This window comes from Streptomyces sp. NPDC041122 (genome assembly GCF_055592445.1).
The window spans coordinates 127,129-144,443 of the sequence record NZ_JBVIYQ010000005.1 but is presented as its reverse complement, the minus strand read 5'-3'; the positions used below and the strand labels follow the sequence as shown (position 1 = coordinate 144,443).

The following is a 17,315-nucleotide window of genomic DNA, read 5'->3' as shown; positions in this document are numbered from 1 at the left end:
CGACGCCACACCCCACGGCTCCGGCCGCTCAAGAACGTACGTAGGAGAAGTGCCCCCATGCGGAAGATACTTGTCGTCGGAGCCGGCCAGTCCGGTCTCCAGATCGCCCTCGGACTCCAGGCGCAGGGGTACGAGGTCACCCTGATGTCCAACCGCACGGCGGACGAGATCCGGTCCGGCCGTGTCATGTCCACCCAGTGCATGTTCCACACCGCGCTCCAGCACGAGCGGGACATCAAGGCGAACTTCTGGGAGTCGCAGGCCCCGAGGATCGAGGGCGTCGGCGTCTCGGTCGCGGGCCCGGACGGCTCCCGGGTCATCGACTGGGTCGGCAAGCTCGACGGGTACGCCCAATCCGTCGACCAGCGCGTGAAGATGGCGGGCTGGATGGACACCTTCGCGCAGCGCGGCGGCCAGCTGGTCATCCACGGTGCCGCGGTCGGTGACCTCGACTACTTCTCCCGCGCCTACGACCTGGTGCTCGTCTCCGCGGGCAAGGGCGAGCTCGTCTCGATGTTCGAGCGCGACGCCGCCCGCTCCCCGTTCGCCGAGCCGCAGCGCGCGCTCGCGGTGGCGTACGTGCACGGCCTCGGCCCGCGCCCCGAGCACCCCGAGTTCGACGCGGTGCGCTGCAACCTCGTGCCCGGGGTCGGCGAGCTCTTCGTCATGCCGACGCTCACCCTCTCCGGCCGCGCGGACATCCTCTTCTGGGAGGGCGTCCCCGGCGGCCCCCTCGACGTCTTCCAGGGCGTCAAGGATCCCTCGGAGCACCTGGCGCTGACCCTCGAACTCCTGGAGCGGTACCTGCCCTGGGAGTACGCGCGCGCCACCAAGGTCGAGCTGACCGACGCGGGCGGCACGCTGGCCGGGCGGTACGCCCCCACGGTTCGCAAGCCCATCGGCCGACTGCCCGGCGGCGGTCTGGTCCTCGGCGTCGCCGACGTGGTCGTCGCCAACGACCCCATCACCGGGCAGGGCTCGAACTCGGCCTCCAAGTGCGCGGCCGCGTACCTCTCGTCCATCGTCGAGCACGGCGACAAGCCGTTCGACGAGGAGTGGATGCAGTCGGCGTTCGACCGCTACTGGCGGACCGCGCAGCACGTCACCAAGTGGACCAACGCGATGCTGGGCGCCCCGCCGGAGCACGTCCTGAACATCCTCGGCGCGGCCGGGCAGCTCCAGCCGGTCGCCGACCGGTTCGCCAACGGCTTCGACGACCCGGCCGACTTCGAGAACTTCTTCTTCGACCCGGAGAAGGCCGCCGCCTACCTGGAGTCGGTCGCGCCGGGCGCCTGACCGTCGTACCCGAGGTCGCTGCCCGAGGTGGCGCCCGCGGGCAGCCTCGGCGGGGTGTAGCCGCGCATGGCCCGGCCCCGGGGGTCGGGCCGCACGGCGCCGAGCACCGGGTTCGCCGCGATCGGCGAGACCTTGACGCGGGCGCCGGGGCGCGGCGCCTGGACGACCTTGCCGTCGCCCAGGTACATCGCCACGTGGGTCGCCTTGGGGAAGTAGACGACCAGGTCGCCGGGGCGCAGCTGCGCCAGGGGGATGCGGCGCAGCTCCGCCCACTGCTCCTGGCTGGTCCGCGGGATCTCCCGGCCCGCGTGCGCCCAGGCCCGCTGGGTCAGCCCCGAGCAGTCGAACGCCTCGGGGCCCTCGGCGCCCCAGCGGTAGGGCCGCCCGATCTGCCGCACCGCGTAGTCGAGGGCCTTGTCGCCCTGCCGGGAGGGCGCCCGGGTGGCGGGGCTGCCGCCGAGCGCCCCGGACGCCATGAACCGCCGCTGCGCCTGCTCGGTGTCCGCCGTCTCGGTGTCCCGCAACGCGGTGAGCTGGTCGGGGGTGAGGGCGGAGAGCAGCCGCTCGACCTCGCGCAGCCGTCCGTCGACCTTGTCCCGCTGCTTCTTCTGCCGTGCCGCGAGGGCGCGTTGGGTGTCGAGCGCCTGCTTCGCCGCGCGCGCGAGGCCGTCCGCCTGCCGCTCGCCGCCGACGAGGCGCCGCACCGTGGCGGCCCGCCCCGCGGCCACCCGCCGGATGACGTGGCCCTGGTCCAGGGCGCGCTGCGGATCGCGGGCGAGCAGCAGCCGCAGATACGGCGAGAGGTCGCCGGCGCCCTGGTACTGCCGCCGGGCGAACAGTGCGGCGTCGCCCCGGCTGTCCCGCACCGACGCCCGGGCCCCGGCCAGCCGCCGGTCCAGCTCCGCCGCCTTCGCGCGCTGCTCCTTCAGCCTCTCCGCGGTGGCGTTGTACGTCTCCGTGGCCTCCTCCGCCGACCGGTACAGCCGCTGAAGGTCCGTCAGGAGCCGCGCGACGGGCCGCCCTTCCGGGCCGGGGGCCCCGGGCGCCGCGTGTGCGGGGGGCGCGGTGGTGCACAGGGCGCCGAGTGCGGCCCCGGTACAGACCCACCGCAGCAGGGTGCCTGACACGTCATCACCTCCGGTGCGCCAGGGCTCTCCTGCGCGCAGGGTGAGCATCCGTCCCGGTCGGGGAGTTCGCCTCCCGGCGGGGGCGGTCGGCGCAACTTGCGTCCCCCTTGCAGGGGGCTTCGGCGTGGTGGGTTGCGTCGCGCGGATGACGTCTGCGGGTACGTGGGGGCGGGCCGCGCAGTTCCCCGCGCCCCTGAAACGCCCCTGCGGGGCGCCCTCAGGGGTGCGGGGCGCAGGTACGGGTTTGAAGGGCGCGGGGAACTGCGCGACAAGCCCCCACGCACCCGCACGGACACTCCCTCCGAGGGGGCCCCGAAGGGGCGTTCAAAGGGGCGCGGGGAACTGCGCGACCAGCCACGACGGGCCCGCACCGATGGACGCTCAGCGGGCCCCCGGCTTCGACCAGGGCCACTTCAAGCCACCCCCCGTGTCGCCCCCCGGCGAGAACTCGTACTGCCACTGAGGGGTCAGCGTGAGCCGCCCGCCGGGCCTCGCGTCCACCCGCCGGTACACCAGAACGGTCGGCGGGCCGCCCGCGTCGTCGGGGACGGGGACCCGGTACACCTTCGGCGGGTGACCGGTCGGCCCGAGCAGGACCGGCAGCACCCGTCCGTCCAGGGGGCCGCCCACGAAGGGAGTGTCTTGGCTCTTCACGCCCCCAGTGTCACACCGGGCAGGTCAGCGCGGCATCAGAGGAGATGCGCCGCGTCGGCCACCACGGGCAGCACGTGCCGCGCGAGGTCGCCGACCGGACCGTCCGGGGTCTCCAGGGTGAGCGCCCACCGCACCACGTCCGCCGTCTGCGGATCCCGCCCCGCGGTCGCCACGAGCACCGCCATGAACTGCTCCACCAGCATGTCCCGCAGCTCGTCCAGCGGCGGATGCTTGTCCTCGTCGAGCCAGATCAGCGAGGCCGCCTCGACCGCCGTGATCCACATCCGTACGGTCATCCGCAGCCGCGGACCCGGCTCGGGCACGCCCAGGTGGACCAGGATGTGCTCGGCGGCGGCCCTGCGCACCCCGTCCACGATGGCGCTGGTCCGCGAGGTCTCGACCACGCTGCCGCCCTGCAGCAGCGCGCTGAACCCGGTGTCGTGCTGGTCGACGAAGGCCAGGTACCGGTCGAGCGCGCGGGAGAGGCGCCGGGTGAGCGGACCCTGCGGCGGCTCGGCGAAGCACTGCTCCAGGTCGTCGGCGGCGGAGCGCAGCGCGGCCTCGTACAGCTGCTGCTTCCCGCCGGGGAAGTAGCGGTACACGAGTGGCCGCGAGACGCCGGCCGCCTCCGCGACGTCGTCGAGGTTGACCTCCTCGGGCGCGCGGTGCGCGAAGAGGGTGAGCGCGGACTCCAGAAGCTGCCGCCGCCGGGCCTCGACGCTCAGGCGGCGGTACGCGGGGGTCGTGGCTGGCGAGGTCATGCCTCGCAGCGTACTTGGGCGGCGCCCGGCAAGGGGCGCGGGGAACCGCGCGACCAGCCACAGGCGGCCGGCGGCGACAAGAGCTAGGCCAACAACCCCGAACTCCGCCAGAGCCGTCGCCCGACCCCCCGCATGACCCCGATGTCGTCCAGGAAGTCCGTGAGCCGCTTCGCTCCGGTCTGCATGACCTCCCTGCGGTGGCCGCTCGCCTTGACCTGCGCGACGGCCTCCCGGCGGTCCAGGCCCACGTTCGTGTAGACCTCGGGGTTCACGAAGGCGAGCGAGAAGACGCGGGCGGCCTCGCCGCAGCTGAGACGGGTCAGCCGGCGCTCCCACGCGGGGGCGGTCACCATCTGGCGGCGCAGCTCCTCGCGGGCGTACCGCACATGGCGGGCCTCCTCGACGACGTGGATGCGGGTCACCCCGCGCACCAGCGTCTGCACCCGCTCGTCCGGGAACGTGAGGCGCTGCATCCAGTCGAGGATCTCCTCGCCGAGCAGCGTGCAGGCGAACGAGCCGGGGGTGGTGGAGACCGTCTTCAGGACGCGCGCGAGGTTGTGGTTGAGGCGTGTGACCGGGTAGGTCGGCGCTCCGCCCTTCTCGATCATCCGCGCGAACATCATCGAGTGCCGGCACTCGTCGGCTATCTCGGTGAGGGCGTACCGCACGTGCGCGCTGGTCACCGACTTGTCGTAGATGTGCCGGACCAGGAGCTGCATCAGGATGATCTCGAACCAGATGCCGAGCGAGGCCAGCGAGGCGGCCTCGTGCCGGGCCAGGTCGAACCGCTGCTCCTGCGACATCCGCTTCCACATCGGGGTGTCGTACAGGGAGACGAGCTCGGGCGGCCAGAACCACTTGCCCTCCTCGACCGGGGCGGCCCAGTCGAGTTCCTTGTCCGGGTCGAAGGAGTGCTTGGCGGACGACTCCAGGAGCCGGGCGGCGACCTGCTCCCGGTCCTTGAGCAGTCCGAGCGCGTCCCGCAGGCCGTCCAGCGAAACGTCTTCGGTCACGGTCGTCATGACTGTTCCTGCCTTGTCGCGGGGTTACCGGCGGTCAACTCTTATGAGACTGCTTGTCAGCAAGGCCGTCAATCCCTTGCGCACGACTTGTTGACCCCTTGTCCAGTAGCGTGTGAGCCTGCCGTCATGGCGACGAGTGAGCTTTACACCAGTCCACCGAATGGTCTCAACTGGCAAGTCCCGTCCGCCGGTTCGGCCCGCTTCAGCTGGGAGTACGACGAGGGACGCGAGCGCCTCCTCGCCCTCTACCAGAAGGGCAAGGACAAGCAGTGGGACGGCGCGAAACGCATCGACTGGGACCTCGAGGTCGACCCGCTCGACCCCCTCGGCACCCCCGACGAGGCGATGACGCTCTACGGCACGCCGCACTGGGCGAAGATGAGCGAACGCGACCGGGGCGAGCTGCGCAAGCACTACGCCTCCTGGCAGTTCAGCCAGTTCCTCCACGGCGAACAGGGCGCGATGGTGTGCGCGGCCCGCATCGTGGAGTCGGCCCCCGACCTGGACGCGAAGTTCTACTCCGCGACCCAGACCATGGACGAGGCGCGGCACGCGGAGATCTACGGCCGCTTCCTGCACGAGAAGATCGGGATGCTCTACCCGGTCAACGACAACCTGCAGGCGCTGCTCGGCGACACCCTGCGGGACTCCCGCTGGGACATGCCCTACCTCGGCATGCAGGTGCTCATCGAGGGCCTCGCGCTCGCCGCGTTCGGCATGATCCGCGACACCACGGACAAGCCGCTGCCTCAGCAGATCCTCGCCTACATCATGCAGGACGAGGCCCGGCACGTGGCCTTCGGCCGGATGGCGCTGCGCGACTACTACAAGCAGCTCACCGACGCCGAGCGGCGCGAGCGCGAGGAGTTCGTCATCGAGGGCTGCTACCTGATGCGCGACCGGCTGCGCGGCGTGGAGGTCCTGGAGAACTTCGGCATCCCCACGGCGCAGGCCGAGGAGTACAGCGAGCAGTCCGAATACCTCGCGCTCTTCCGGCAGTTGCTCTTCTCCCGGATCGTGCCGTGCGTCAAGGACATCGGCCTGTGGGGCAAGCGGCTCCAGGAGGCCTACGTCGACATGGGCGTCTTCGAGCTCGGCGACGCCAACCTCGACCAGCTGATGGCGCAGGACGAGGAGATCGCCGAGAAGCTGGACGCGGAGCGCTTCGCGGCCGAGGAGCGGGAGCGGGTGACGGAGGTACGGGACGCCATCGCCTCCGGCGGGACGGGCTGAGCGCCCGCCCCCTCCGGCCGGTCAGCGGGAGCCGATCGCCGCCTCCATCACGGCCTTCGCGATCGGCGCCGCACTGCCGCCGCCGCTGATGTCCCCGCGGTCCGCCGACGCGTCCTCGACGACCACCGCGACCGCCACCGAGGGCTCCGCCTCCCCCGCGGGCTGCGCCCAGGAGATGAACCAGGCGTACGGCGTACCGGTGTTGTCGATGCCGTGCTGGGCCGTGCCGGTCTTGCCGCCGACGGTCACACCGGGGATCGCGGCGTTCGTGCCGGTCCCCTTCTCCACGACGTCCGTCATCATCTCCCGCAGCTGCATCGCCGTGGCCGGATTCATCGCCTGGCCCAGGGTCTTGGAACCGGAGGTGTCGAGCACGTCGCCGTCGTCGGTCGTCGTACGGTCCACCAGGTGCGGGGACTTGACCGAGCCGCCGTTCGCCACCGCCGCCGAGACCATCGCCATCTGCAACGGCGTCGCCCGGGTGTCGTACTGACCGATGGCGGAGAGCGCGAGCTGCGCCTTGTCCATCGAGGTGTCGAAGTTGCTCGCCGCGACGGACGAGGGGATCCGCAGATCGCGGTCGTTGAAGCCGAAGCCGCGCGCCGTACCGGAGACGGGGCCGAGCCCGGTGTCGACCCCGAGCTTCGCGAAGACCGTGTTGCACGACCACTGGAAGGCGTAGCGCAGCGAGGCGTTGGTGCAGCCGTCCACCTCGTTGGTCAGCTGGGTGGTGGTGCCGGGCAGGGTGTACGGGCTGGGCGACTTGGTCGGTGCGTCGAGGTCCGTCACCGTGCCCGCGTCGAGCGCCGCCGCGGCCGTGACCACCTTGAACGCCGACCCCGGCGGATAGGTCTGGCGGATCGCCCGGTTCAGCATCGGCTTGGTCGGGGCGCGGTTCAGCTCCGCCCAGGCGTCCGTGGCCCCCCGGCTGGTCCCCGAGAGCCGCTCCGGGTCGTACGAAGGGGCGCTGACCAGCGCGAGGATCCGGCCGCTCGACGGTTCGAGGGCGACGACCGCGCCCCGCTTGCCGCCCAGGCCCGCGAAGGCGGCCCGCTGCACCGCCGCCTTCAGGGTGGTCCGCACGGCGCCGCCGGGGTTCTGCGTGCGCGTGATGTCGTTCCACAGGGGGAAGGGCGCGAGCATCGGGTCGGTGCCGGAGAGGACGGCGTCCTCGGCGTGCTCCAGGAACGTCGTGCCGTACACCTGGGAGGCGAAGCCGGTCACCGGGGCGTACAACGGCCCGTTGCTGTAGGTGCGTTCGTAACGGAGCTGCTCGCCGGTGTCCTTGGAGCCGGTGACGGGCCGGTCGTCGACGAAGATGTCGCCGCGCGGCTGGGCGAACCGGACGATGGTGTTGCGGCGGTTGGCCTGGTTGGCGTCGAGGGACGCGGACTGGACGACCTGGACGCGGGTGGCGTTGACGAGCAGGGCCACGAGCAGCAGCGCGCAGAAGGCGGCGGCATGCCGGATGTACCTGGTCACGCGGTCTCCTCGCGGTCGTGCCGGGTCACACGCCCTCCTCGCCGACGGGCTGGCTGCGCGCCGAGTCGCTGATCCGGATCAGCAGCGCCACGATGATCCAGTTGGTGACGACCGAGGAGCCGCCCTGCGCGAGGAAGGGCATCGCCATGCCGGTGAGCGGGATGAGCCCGGTGACGCCGCCCGCGATGACGAAGACCTGGAGCGCGACGATGGAGGCGAGCCCGATCGCGAGCAGCCGTCCGAAGGGCTCGCGCAGCGCGAGCCCGGAGCGGAAGCCGCGCTCCACCAGCAGCGCGTAGAGCAGGAAGATCGCGCAGAGCCCGGCGAGTCCCAGCTCCTCACCGGCCGTCGCCAGGATGAAGTCGGACTTCGCGGCGAACCCGATGAGGATGGAGTGGCCGAGCCCGAGGCCCGCGCCGAGCATCCCGCCGGCCGCGAACGCGAAGAGCGACTGGGCGAGTTGGTTGGGGCCCTGCCCCGCGTCGATGGAGGCGAAGGGGTGCAGCCAGTCCTCCACCCGGCTGTGCACGTGCGGCTCCAGCGAGCCGACCGCGAACGCGCCGAGGGCGGCGAGCAGCAAGCCGACCGCGATCCAGCCGGTGCGGCCCGTCGCGACGTACAGCAGGATCACGAAGAGCCCGAAGAAGAGCAGCGAGGTGCCGAGGTCGCGCTCCAGGACCAGGACGCCGACGCTCAGCAGCCAGATCGCCACGATCGGGCCGAGCACGCGCCCGGTGGGCAGTTGGAGGCGCTTGAACCGCCACAGGGTACGGCCGGTGTAGGCGAGCGCGTTTCGGTTGGCGGCCAGATAGCTGGCGAAGAAGACGGCGAGCAGGATCTTGGCGAACTCGCCGGGCTGGATGGAGAAGGCGCCGACCCTGATCCAGATCCGGGCGCCGTTCACGGCGGGGAAGAAGATCGGCACGATCATCAGGACCAGCGCGGCGACGACGGAGAGATAGGCGTACCGCTGCAGGACGCGGTGGTCGCGCAGGAAGAGCACGGCGGCGATGAAGAGGCCCACGCCGACGGTCGACCAGATCAGCTGCGCGGGCGCGGCCTCGTCCTTCGGCGTCTCCAGGTCGAGCCGGTAGATGAGCACCAGGCCCAGGCCGTTGAGGAGCACCGCGATGGGCAGCAGCAGCGGATCGGCGTACGGGGCGCGGAAACGGACGGCGAGGTGCGCGAGGAGGGCGAGCACACCGAGCCCGGCGCCGTAGCCGGCGGCGCCGGGCGGGACGGTGCCGTTCTTCGCGAGGCCGACGTCGCAGTAGCCGTACACGGAGAGCAGGACGGCGACGACAAGCAGGGCGAGTTCCGTTCCCCGGCGCCGGGGGACGCGAACAGCGGGGACCGCGGGGGGTGCGGTGCCCGTGCTCGTTCCGGCCATGCCGGGAACGTAGCAAGCAAATCACCCGGAAGTCGGCTTATGTCGTCTATGTCGGCCGGGTGGAGTGACGAGGCGTCAGCACCAGCGCGGCACCTGTCCGATGTTCGCGATGTAGTGCGCGGAGCCCCAGGCCCAGGTCCCGTCGGTGAGCAGGTACCAGATGCTGTTGTTCGACACCCGGTCGCCCCGCGTCTTGCAGAAGATCGTGACGACCTTGCCGCGCGGTACGGAGCGGATCACCTTGCTGCCGCGGGTCGGTGAGTTGCGCAGCAGCAGCCCGTTCTTGGCGGTGACGCGGCCCTTGTAGACGGGCGGGTGGTTGGCGTCGTCGAGGGCGGCGGCCGGGCCGGTGACGGTGAGAGCGGCGAGGGCGCCGGCGGCGGTGATCAGGCCGAGCCGGGTGGCGGTGGTCCGCGGGGACATGAGGCCTCCTCAGAAAAGGACGGATCGGAGCGGCCTGGCGGATGCTCAGATGCCGCGATTCCCACTAAAAACGGCCCTTTGTCCCCCCGCAAGCTCACGTTGCGCCGGGCGGCCCGCCCCGGTCGTCCGGGCCCCGCCGGCCGTCGTCGGCGGCGGACTCATCGAACGGCAGCCGCAGGGAGGCCACCGCGCCCCCGCCGTCGGCGTTGGCGAACGTCAGCCGCGCGCCCAGCACCGCCGCCTGGCCGAGCGCGATGGTCAGCCCGAGACCGTGCCCCTTCGACGAGGTGCCCTCGGTGCGGAACCGCTGCGGCCCGTGCTCCACCAGGTAGCCGGGAAACCCCTCGCCGTGGTCCCGCACCGTCACGACCGGCCCGTCGACGGTCACGAGCACCGGCGGACGCCCATGCTTGTGCGCGTTGGCGACGAGATTGCCGAGGACGCGCTCCAGGCGCCGCCGGTCGGTCTCCACACAGACGTCGGTCACGACGACGAGCTCCGTGCCCTCACCGGAAGAGCGCACCACCCGCTCCGCCAAAGGAGCGAGCCGGTGGGCGTCGAGGTCCACCCGTTCGCTCTTCGCGTCCAGCCGGGAGATCTCCAACAGGTCCTCGGTCAGCGTGCGCAGCGCGGCGACCCGGTCGCGCACCAGCTCCGTGGGCCGCCCCGGCGGCAGCAGTTCGGCCGCCGCGTGCAGCCCGGTCAGCGGCGTGCGCAACTCGTGCGCCACGTCCGCGGTGAACCGCTGCTCGCTCAGCAGCTTGCCCTGCAAGGTGGACGCCATGGTGTCGAGCGCCCCGGCGACCGCGGCCACCTCGTCCTGGCGGCGCGGCGCCCCGGTGCCGCCCGGCCGGGAGTGCGGGTCCCGCACCCGCGCGTCCAGGTCGCCCGCGCTGATCCGCCGCGCCACCTGCGCCGTCTGGTGCAGCCGCCGGGTCACCCGGGTCACGGCGAACGCGCCGACGAGCAGCGTCGCGCCGATGGCCAGCACCGAGGAGCCGAGGATCGCCCGGTCCAGGCCGTCGATGGTGCGGGCGCCCTGGGCGTAGTCGACCTGGACGGCGATGACGCGCTCACCGTCGGCCGGACCCGCCGCCCACATCGTCGGCCGGGACTCGTGGGCCGCGACCATCGTGCCGCGCCGCCCGTTCGCCGCGAGGTCGTGCAGCCGGTCGGGCAGGCCCGCCGGGTCGACGCCCGCCCCGGGACCGAGCCGGTCACCCGCCTCGTAGCGCTCGGTGACCTCCTTCAGGCGGGACAGGGCGCGCTCGCGGGCCTGGCCCACGGTCTGGTTGGTCACCGAGACATGGACGAGCGCGCCGAGCAGCGCGGCCAACGCGCAGCACATGACGGTGATGAAGACGGCGGCCTTCCAGGTGAGGGTCGCCGTCCAGGCGGGGAGCCGCGGCCCGCGCGGCGGACGGCGGCTCACCGCCCGCCGTCCGCTGAGGGCGTGCCGGAGGACGTGCCGGAGGGCGTGCCGCTCCGTGACGGCACCGGGCTGTGCGAGGGCTTGCCCGGCGAGGGCCGGGGCGACTTGGGCCGGGGCGCGTCAGTGGCGCGGACGATCTCGTCGCTCGTCGGCAGCATCGCCTTCTGGTGCGAGTCCCAGGACCAGACCGTGTGGTACTCGTACCCGGCGAGGCTGGAGATGGCGCGGATGATCAGATCGCGCCCGGCGAGCTCCACGCCGAGCACCGCGTCGCTCATCTCCATGATCTGCGTCAGCTGCCGGCCCTCCTCGGCGTAGACGCGGATGTCGAGGTTGTCGTCGGGTGTCGAGACGCCGACGACCAGGTCGTCCTTGCCGTCACCGGTCAGATCGCGGTAGTAGGCCTTGAGCACCGGGCAGCGGCCCTGCCGTCCCGAGTCGTCCGCGGCGCAGTCGTCGAGCCGCGCGACGGTCTCCTTGTACGCGCGGTCGGAGCGCTCGTACGAGCCGGGGTTCTCGGTGAAGTCCGCGCGGACGACGTCGACCGGGTCCACCTTGTGCAGGTCGCCCTTCGGCACCTCGACGCCCTTGACCTTGACGCTCTCTATGGCGCCGTAGTCCTCGGCGGGCACCGAGGGGGAGGGCAGGTCGGGCCAGAGGTGGGTGGGGCCCTCGGCGGTCGGTGTCGCGCCGGCGTCCCGCAGCCCGCCGGGATCGCCGCAGCCCGCCACGGCGAGCGCGGCGAGGACGGCGAAGGCGGCGGCCGCGAGCCGGCTGCGGTTCACTGCACTCCTGCCTGCCGCGGGGCGCGGCCTGTCGTGGCACCAGGCCTGCTGTCACGACAGGCGGGCTGTCACGACACCAGATCGGCGTAGAGGATGATGTTGTCCGACCGATGACCGCCGACGATGGGCCCGCCGCAGGTCAGCAGCCGCAGCTCGGGGCGGTCGGTCGTTCCGTACACCTTATTGGTGGGGAAGTCCTCCTTGTCGACCTGCTGGATCTCGCGGACCTCGAACGTCGCCGTGCTGCCGTCCGCGCGCGGGACCTCGACAGTGTCGCCGACCTTCACCTTGCCGACGTTCTTCATCAGCGCGGGACCGTTCGCCGTGTCGTAGTGCGCGACGATCACGGCGGGGCCCTTCTCGCCGGGGGTGACCCCGCCGGCCCACCAGCCGGGCTCGTCGGCCTTGTCCGCCGGCGGCACCTCCAGCTCCTGGTCCGCGCCGATGTTCAGATCGAGCATCGACCGCGCGTCGACACCGGCGGCTGGGATGCGCAGACCGGTCGGCTCGGACGCCTTCAGCGGGGCGACGGCGTGTTCGGCCGGGGCGGTGGCCGCGTTGTTCATCCGGACGTCGGGGGCCGGGTCGCCCTTGCCGCCCTGACCGCAGGCGATCAGACCGATGCCGAGCGCGGCGGTGAGCGCGGCGGCGGCCGCGATGCGGGCGGTGTGCGGGCGCCGGGGGGCGGGGGGCCGCGCCGCGTCGCAGGCGCCGGGAGCGTCGGGCTCGACGCCGGTGGGGGTGGTCACGGGGACTCCAGGGGCAGGGCGGGCGGGGGATGCGGAGGGGAGGCGCGAGGCGGGGTCAGGCGTCGGTGCGGCCGCGGCGCATCATCGCGTAGCCGAGCCCCGCGGCACCGGCCGCGGCCATCCCGCCGCCGACCGCCAGGAAGACGGGATCGCCGGCGTCCCGCACGCCCTGCGCGCCGGCCGCGACACCGCCCTTGGGCGAGACGGACCTGCCGCGCGGCCCCTTCTCCGGGCCGGGCCGCTGCGCGGGCTTCTCCGTCGGCCGCTGGGAGGGGCCGCCGTCCGGCGCCGGCGATGGGCTCCGCGTGGCCGTCGGCTGCGTGTCCGGCGCATCGGCCAGGGCGCTCGCGGCCGGTACGAGGAGCGCCCCGCCGACGAGGGTGGAGACGGCGGCGGTACGGAGGAAGCTGTGGCGGCGTTCGGTGCTCACGGGGTGGGTCCTTACGGTCGGTCGGCTGGTCGCTCCGGTGCGCGGGGGCGGCGTACAGCCACGACGTTAGATGTCCGCTATTGCGGCAATTCGTCGGCTATGTAACAGCGGCCCATAGCTGTGCGGGCGGTGCCGTTACGGGAGCGACGGCACGTCGCGCCCGGACGTGTACGGACCGGGCGGATCCGGCGCGAAGACGACGCGACTTCGCGCCGCCGCCGCGAGGTTCTTGCCGCGGGCGCCCACGGGCTGTTCCCATGGTCGAGGGGGGTGATGGCGCATGAGCGGACTGCGCGTCGTACCGGCCTGGCGGCACGGTCAGGAGCGGTTGTACGTGTGTCTCGCGGACGGCAGGAACGTCGCCTGGTACGACCGCGACTCGTCCCGCGTCAATCTGCTCGGCGAGGACCACGAGGAAGCCGTGCTCGACGCCCTCGCGCCCTTCCTGACCGGCGAGTTCACGGTGGGCCCACCACCTGTGCCGACCCCCGTCGAGCTGGCCAGGCTCGCCCTCCACCCGGACGACGACCTCGCCCCCAACCGCCCCGGCGAGGCCCTGCGGATCTCCCTCGACCGCGAACCGCCGCCCGCCCGCAGACTGCGCGCCGACGCCCGGCATCGCGCGCTCGCCGCGGAGCAGGCGGTCGGCGAGGCGCTGGACGCCCTGGAGAGCGGCGGCTGGCGGGTGCTGCACTCCGTGCCGCTGCCCGGCGGCGCCCGCATCCACCATCTGCTGATCGGCCCCGGCGGCCTCTTCTGCGTGGGCGCCCTCGCCGTCCGCAGGCAGCGGGTGCGTATCGCCGACCCGATGGTCACGGTCGGCCGCGCCGGACCGGTCCCGCTGCTGCGCTCGATCCGCTCCGACGCGGGCCGGGCCTCCTTCGCGCTGACGGCCGAGGTCCGCCCGGTCCTCGCGCTGACCGGGACCGGCGCCGCCGACCTGGACGTGCCGGCCCCGCCGCGCGACGTACGGGTGCTGCGCGAGACGGACCTGCCCGGGCTCGCCCGCCTCGGCGGGGTGCTGAAACCGGCCGATGTGGAGGCCCTGCACGCGCTGGCCAGGGACCGCAGGACGTGGGAGCGGGTCTGACGGCTACAGGGCGTCCCCCCAGCCGCCCTGGATCATGGTCTGGAAGGCCCAGGACCCGCCGCGCCTGACCAGGATGTCGGCGTAACGCAGCCGCTGCGTCCCGCCGTTCGCCGTCATCACCGAGTCGGTGAAGACGACGGCCATGGCGGGGGAGAGGAAGACGGGCGTGCGCGTGGACTCGAAGGTGATGTCCTCGCTCCCGTCCCCCATCACCTGCGTCATGGTCCGTACGAACTGCTCCCGGTCCCACTGCGCGGCGCGCCCGTCGCCCGCCGTGTCGTCGCTGACCAGGTTGAGCGGGAAAACGGCCAGATCGGCCATGCGCTCCACGTCGCGCCGTGCGCTGTGCGTGTCGTACTCGGTGAACCAGGCGGCCAGGCTCGCGCGGTCCTCGGCGGTGGGGGCGTAGCCGGTGTCGGGAAGCAGGGTCACACGATCTCCTCGTCCGAGTCATTGAGTCGTCAAGTTTGACTACTCCTTCGAAGGTATGCCGCTCGCGAGCATTGGTCAAACTTGATTACGGGTGGCGCCGGTCACACGGGAGGCAGCGGCGCGGCGAGCTCCGGGTCGAGGAGCGGTCCGAGCAGATCGCCGTGGCGCCCCAGCCGGGAGATGACGTCGTCCGCGGTGAAGGTGAGCTGCTCCGGCTCCGCGCACTCCTCCACCTCCGCCCAGGTCACGGGCGTGGAGACGGTCGGCCGGGGGCGGGCCCGCAGCGTGTAGGGCGCGGCGGTGGTCTTCGCGGCGGCGTTCTGGCTGAAGTCGACGAAGACCTTGCCGGGGCGCAGGCTCCGCGTCATGCGGTGCACGACGAGCTCGGGGAGCTCGCGCTCGGCCTCGACGGCCAGCCCCTTGGCGTACGCGGTGACCCGGTCGGACGGGGTCGGCTCCAGCGGTACGAGCAGATGCAGCCCCTTGCTGCCCGAGGTCTTGGCGTACACGGGGAGCCCGTCGGTGCTCAGCCGCTCCCGCAGCCAGAGCGCCGCCCGGCAGCACTGCACCACGGTGGCGGGCGGGCCCGGGTCGAGGTCGAACACCATCCGGTCGGCCCGCGCCGGGGCGTCCGCCCGCCACTGCGGCACATGGAACTCCGTCACCAGATTGGCCGCCCACATGAGGGACGGCAGATCCTGGACGAGGATCTGCCGCATGCCTCCCTCGGAGCGGGGCACCTCGGCCGTGTGCACCCAGTCGGGGGTACCGGGCGGCACGTTCTTGGCGAAGAACCGCTGGCCGTCGGGCCCGTCCGGATAGCGCAGGAAGGAGACGGGCCGGTCGCGGAGGTGGGGGAGCAGGGCCTCGGCCGCGCTCGCGTAGTAGTGCAGCAGCTCGGCCTTGGTGAAGCCGCTCGCGGGATACAGCACCTTCTCCAGGTTGCTGAGCGGGAGCCGTCGCCCCTCCACCTCGGTGATAGGCGTCATAGGATGAGAGTCGCATAAAACGCCTATAACGCCCATTACCCCTCTTGCCCTGCCCTCCCCGCCCCGGACCCCAGTGAGGTGTCGGACGTGCGATCCATATGGAACGGTGCCATCTCCTTCGGCCTGGTCAGCATCCCGATCAAGCTCGTGAACGCGACCGAGAGCCACTCGGTCTCCTTCCGCCAGATCCACACCGAGGACGGCGGCCGGATCCGCTACCGCAAGGTGTGCGAGCTGGAGGAGCGCGAGGTGTCGTCGGCGGAGATCGGCAAGGGGTACCAGGACGCGGACGGTTCGATCATCCCGATCACGGAGGAGGACCTGGCCGCGCTGCCGATCCCGACGGCCAAGACGATCGAGATCGTCGCGTTCGTCCCGGCGGACCGCATCGACCCGCTCCAGATGGACGCCGCGTACTACCTCTCGGCGAGCGGCACCCCCGCGGCCAAGCCGTACACGCTGCTGCGCGAGGCGCTGAAGCGGAGCAAGAAGGTGGCCATCGCGAAGTACGCGCTGCGGGGCCGTGAGCGGCTCGGCATGCTGCGGGTGGTCGACGACGTGATCGCCATGCACGGGCTGCTGTGGCCCGACGAGATCCGCGCGCCCGAGGGGGTGGCGCCGGAGACGCACGTCACCGTCCGCGAGGCCGAACTCGACCTGGCGGACGCCCTGATGGACACCCTCGGCGAGGTCGACATCTCGACACTGCACGACGACTACCGCGAGGCGGTCGAGGAACTCATCGCCGCGAAGGTCGAGGGCACGGCCCCGGCGGAGCGGACCCCGGCGGCCGAAGGGGGCGGCGGCAAGGTCATCGACCTGATCGCCGCGCTGGAGAGCAGCGTCCGCGCGGCGCGTACGGCGCGGGGCGAGGAGCCGGCGGACGACGCGGTGGCCGAGGTGACCCCGATCGCGCGCAAGTCGTCCGGTACGGCGGCCAAGTCGTCGCGTACGGTGCCCAAGCGGACGCCGAAGGAGGTGGGCGGCAAGAAGTCGACGTCGTCCGCGACCGCGGCGACGAAGAAGGCCGCGCCGGCCAGGAAACGGACGACGAAGACGACGGCCGCGAAGCCGGCCGAGACGAAGGCGGGCGCCGCCGGCAGGACGACGAAGAAGACGGCGACGGCGAAGAAGACGGCGGGGACCGCAGCGGCGAAGAAGACGGCCACGCCCAGGCGGCGGGCCTCGGCCTGAACCGAGCAGGTCTCCCTGGACGCCCTACCGCTCCTGTTCCCGCAGCCGCGCAAGCCCCTGGTCCTGGCCCCGGAGGGCGGATGCGAGGAGTTCCGTCACGTACGGAAGGTGCGCGTCGAGGAAGAAGTGACCGCCGGGCAGCACATGGCAGGAGAAGGGCCCTCGCGTCTCGCTCTCCCAGGCCCGGACGTTCTCCGCCGCGACGCGCGGGTCGGCGTCGCCGGCCAGGGCGACGACCGGGCAGTCGAGCGGCGGGCCGGGCCGGTGGACGTGGCGCTCCAGGAGCCGGTAGTCGGCGCGGACCGGCGGCAGGATGAGCGGCAGCAGATCGGGGGAGGACAGGACCTCGTCGGCGGTGCCGGACAGCTCCCGCATGTACGCGACGAGCTCACGGTCGGGCATCTCGCTGACCGGCCACCGCCCGGCGACGGGCCGCCGCGGCGCCGAGGGGGCCTGCGCGGCGGAGACGAACAGCGCCACGGGCGGCCGCCCTTCGGCGCTCATCCGCCGCGCGGTCTCGAAGGCGAGGACCGCGCCCATGCTGTGCCCGAACAGGACGATGGGCGTACCGTCACCCCGCCCGCGCAGCGCGCCGAGCACGGCGTCGACGACCTGGTCGGCCCGCTCGGCGAACGGCTCACGCAACCGCTCCCGGCGCCCCGGGTACTGGACGACCAGCGGTTCGACGGCCCCCGTGAGGGAGGCCGACAGCGCGTGGTGCGAACTGGCGGAACCCCCCGCGTGCGGGAAACAGACGAGCCGGGCGCGGGCGTCGGGGGCGGGGTGGAAGCAACGAATCCACTCGCTCACGAGCGAGCCTCCTTTC

At 72.7% G+C, this 17,315-nt stretch carries 18 protein-coding genes; 4 read left to right on the top strand and 14 right to left on the bottom strand.

The window, feature by feature from the left end; translation table 11 throughout:
- The first annotated feature begins 57 nt into the window (after window positions 1-57).
- Window positions 58-1,296 (top strand): styrene monooxygenase/indole monooxygenase family protein, encoded by a 1,239-nt coding sequence (locus ACZ6B8_RS19525; RefSeq protein ID WP_471079472.1) that lies wholly within the window; start codon window positions 58-60, stop codon window positions 1,294-1,296.
- On the opposite strand, the gene ACZ6B8_RS19520 is transcribed toward ACZ6B8_RS19525, so the two are convergent.
- The 4 genes from ACZ6B8_RS19520 to ACZ6B8_RS19505 all read right to left on the bottom strand — a co-directional run bounded on the left by ACZ6B8_RS19520 (window position 1,266) and on the right by ACZ6B8_RS19505 (window position 4,860).
- Window positions 1,266-2,423, bottom strand: a complete 1,158-nt coding sequence (locus ACZ6B8_RS19520) for a C40 family peptidase (protein WP_471607990.1) — start codon at window positions 2,421-2,423, stop codon at window positions 1,266-1,268. The two genes, ACZ6B8_RS19525 and ACZ6B8_RS19520, sit on opposite strands and share 31 nt — an antisense overlap.
- A gap of 381 nt (window positions 2,424-2,804) precedes the next feature.
- Complete coding sequence (locus ACZ6B8_RS19515) at window positions 2,805-3,077, bottom strand: hypothetical protein (protein WP_358776839.1); 273 nt, start codon at window positions 3,075-3,077, stop codon at window positions 2,805-2,807.
- A 35-nt stretch (window positions 3,078-3,112) separates the two neighbouring features.
- The gene (locus ACZ6B8_RS19510) at window positions 3,113-3,838 is read right to left on the bottom strand and encodes a TetR/AcrR family transcriptional regulator (protein ID WP_471079479.1); all 726 of its coding nucleotides are present in this window, start codon (window positions 3,836-3,838) and stop codon (window positions 3,113-3,115) included.
- 83 nt (window positions 3,839-3,921) lie between these two features.
- On the bottom strand, window positions 3,922-4,860 hold the full coding sequence (locus ACZ6B8_RS19505; protein WP_471079482.1) for an AurF N-oxygenase family protein: 939 nt from the start codon (window positions 4,858-4,860) through the stop codon (window positions 3,922-3,924).
- A gap of 126 nt (window positions 4,861-4,986) precedes the next feature.
- On the opposite strand from ACZ6B8_RS19505, the gene ACZ6B8_RS19500 reads away from it, so the two are divergent.
- Entirely contained in the window at window positions 4,987-6,093 is a 1,107-nt protein-coding gene (locus tag ACZ6B8_RS19500; RefSeq protein WP_471607989.1) for a ferritin-like domain-containing protein, read from the top strand.
- Window positions 6,094-6,114: 21 nt separating this feature from the next.
- On the opposite strand, the gene ACZ6B8_RS19495 is transcribed toward ACZ6B8_RS19500, so the two are convergent.
- From ACZ6B8_RS19495 to ACZ6B8_RS19465, 7 genes are all read right to left on the bottom strand, one after another.
- On the bottom strand, window positions 6,115-7,575 hold the full coding sequence (locus tag ACZ6B8_RS19495; RefSeq protein ID WP_471079488.1) for a penicillin-binding transpeptidase domain-containing protein: 1,461 nt from the start codon (window positions 7,573-7,575) through the stop codon (window positions 6,115-6,117).
- Window positions 7,576-7,600: 25 nt separating this feature from the next.
- A complete protein-coding gene (locus ACZ6B8_RS19490; protein ID WP_471079491.1) occupies window positions 7,601-8,965 on the bottom strand; it encodes an FtsW/RodA/SpoVE family cell cycle protein in 1,365 nt (454 codons plus the stop codon).
- A 75-nt stretch (window positions 8,966-9,040) separates the two neighbouring features.
- On the bottom strand, window positions 9,041-9,388 hold the full coding sequence (locus ACZ6B8_RS19485) for an SH3 domain-containing protein (RefSeq protein ID WP_471607988.1): 348 nt from the start codon (window positions 9,386-9,388) through the stop codon (window positions 9,041-9,043).
- 94 nt (window positions 9,389-9,482) lie between these two features.
- Window positions 9,483-10,736, bottom strand: coding sequence for an ATP-binding protein (locus tag ACZ6B8_RS19480; protein WP_471608179.1), 1,254 nt, complete (start codon window positions 10,734-10,736; stop codon window positions 9,483-9,485).
- An 80-nt stretch (window positions 10,737-10,816) separates the two neighbouring features.
- Complete coding sequence (locus ACZ6B8_RS19475; RefSeq protein ID WP_471607987.1) at window positions 10,817-11,605, bottom strand: hypothetical protein; 789 nt, start codon at window positions 11,603-11,605, stop codon at window positions 10,817-10,819.
- Between the two features lie 68 nt (window positions 11,606-11,673).
- Complete coding sequence (locus ACZ6B8_RS19470; protein WP_471608178.1) at window positions 11,674-12,264, bottom strand: class F sortase; 591 nt, start codon at window positions 12,262-12,264, stop codon at window positions 11,674-11,676.
- A 145-nt stretch (window positions 12,265-12,409) separates the two neighbouring features.
- Window positions 12,410-12,784: a hypothetical protein gene (locus tag ACZ6B8_RS19465; protein WP_471607986.1), complete on the bottom strand. Its 375-nt coding sequence runs from the start codon at window positions 12,782-12,784 to the stop codon at window positions 12,410-12,412.
- A gap of 280 nt (window positions 12,785-13,064) precedes the next feature.
- On the opposite strand from ACZ6B8_RS19465, the gene ACZ6B8_RS19460 reads away from it, so the two are divergent.
- Window positions 13,065-13,874, top strand: coding sequence for a nuclease-related domain-containing protein (locus ACZ6B8_RS19460; protein WP_471607985.1), 810 nt, complete (start codon window positions 13,065-13,067; stop codon window positions 13,872-13,874).
- Window positions 13,875-13,877: 3 nt separating this feature from the next.
- On the opposite strand, the gene ACZ6B8_RS19455 is transcribed toward ACZ6B8_RS19460, so the two are convergent.
- Window positions 13,878-14,306: a DUF4440 domain-containing protein gene (locus ACZ6B8_RS19455; RefSeq protein ID WP_471607984.1), complete on the bottom strand. Its 429-nt coding sequence runs from the start codon at window positions 14,304-14,306 to the stop codon at window positions 13,878-13,880.
- A 101-nt stretch (window positions 14,307-14,407) separates the two neighbouring features.
- Window positions 14,408-15,295, bottom strand: a complete 888-nt coding sequence (gene ligD, locus ACZ6B8_RS19450) for a non-homologous end-joining DNA ligase (protein ID WP_471607983.1) — start codon at window positions 15,293-15,295, stop codon at window positions 14,408-14,410.
- An 87-nt stretch (window positions 15,296-15,382) separates the two neighbouring features.
- On the opposite strand from ligD, the gene ku reads away from it, so the two are divergent.
- Window positions 15,383-16,489: a non-homologous end joining protein Ku gene (gene ku / locus ACZ6B8_RS19445; RefSeq protein WP_471607982.1), complete on the top strand. Its 1,107-nt coding sequence runs from the start codon at window positions 15,383-15,385 to the stop codon at window positions 16,487-16,489.
- Window positions 16,490-16,513: 24 nt separating this feature from the next.
- Here ku and ACZ6B8_RS19440 read toward each other — a convergent pair whose 3' ends face one another.
- Window positions 16,514-17,299, bottom strand: a complete 786-nt coding sequence (locus ACZ6B8_RS19440; RefSeq protein WP_471607981.1) for a thioesterase II family protein — start codon at window positions 17,297-17,299, stop codon at window positions 16,514-16,516.
- Window positions 17,300-17,315: the final 16 nt, after the last annotated feature.

What these genes read in the sequence shown, in the direction of transcription:
- ligD (WP_471607983.1), bottom strand. Translation starts at nt 15,295, where the DNA reads ATGACGCCTATCACCGAGGTGGAGGGGCGACGGCTCCCGCTCAGCAAC.
- ACZ6B8_RS19510 (WP_471079479.1), bottom strand. Translation starts at nt 3,838, where the DNA reads ATGACCTCGCCAGCCACGACCCCCGCGTACCGCCGCCTGAGCGTCGAG.
- ACZ6B8_RS19525 (WP_471079472.1), top strand. Translation starts at nt 58, where the DNA reads ATGCGGAAGATACTTGTCGTCGGAGCCGGCCAGTCCGGTCTCCAGATC.
- ACZ6B8_RS19500 (WP_471607989.1), top strand. Translation starts at nt 4,987, where the DNA reads ATGGCGACGAGTGAGCTTTACACCAGTCCACCGAATGGTCTCAACTGG.
- ACZ6B8_RS19505 (WP_471079482.1), bottom strand. Translation starts at nt 4,860, where the DNA reads ATGACGACCGTGACCGAAGACGTTTCGCTGGACGGCCTGCGGGACGCG.
- ACZ6B8_RS19485 (WP_471607988.1), bottom strand. Translation starts at nt 9,388, where the DNA reads ATGTCCCCGCGGACCACCGCCACCCGGCTCGGCCTGATCACCGCCGCC.
- ACZ6B8_RS19490 (WP_471079491.1), bottom strand. Translation starts at nt 8,965, where the DNA reads ATGGCCGGAACGAGCACGGGCACCGCACCCCCCGCGGTCCCCGCTGTT.
- ACZ6B8_RS19460 (WP_471607985.1), top strand. Translation starts at nt 13,065, where the DNA reads ATGAGCGGACTGCGCGTCGTACCGGCCTGGCGGCACGGTCAGGAGCGG.
- ACZ6B8_RS19480 (WP_471608179.1), bottom strand. Translation starts at nt 10,736, where the DNA reads ATGTGCTGCGCGTTGGCCGCGCTGCTCGGCGCGCTCGTCCATGTCTCG.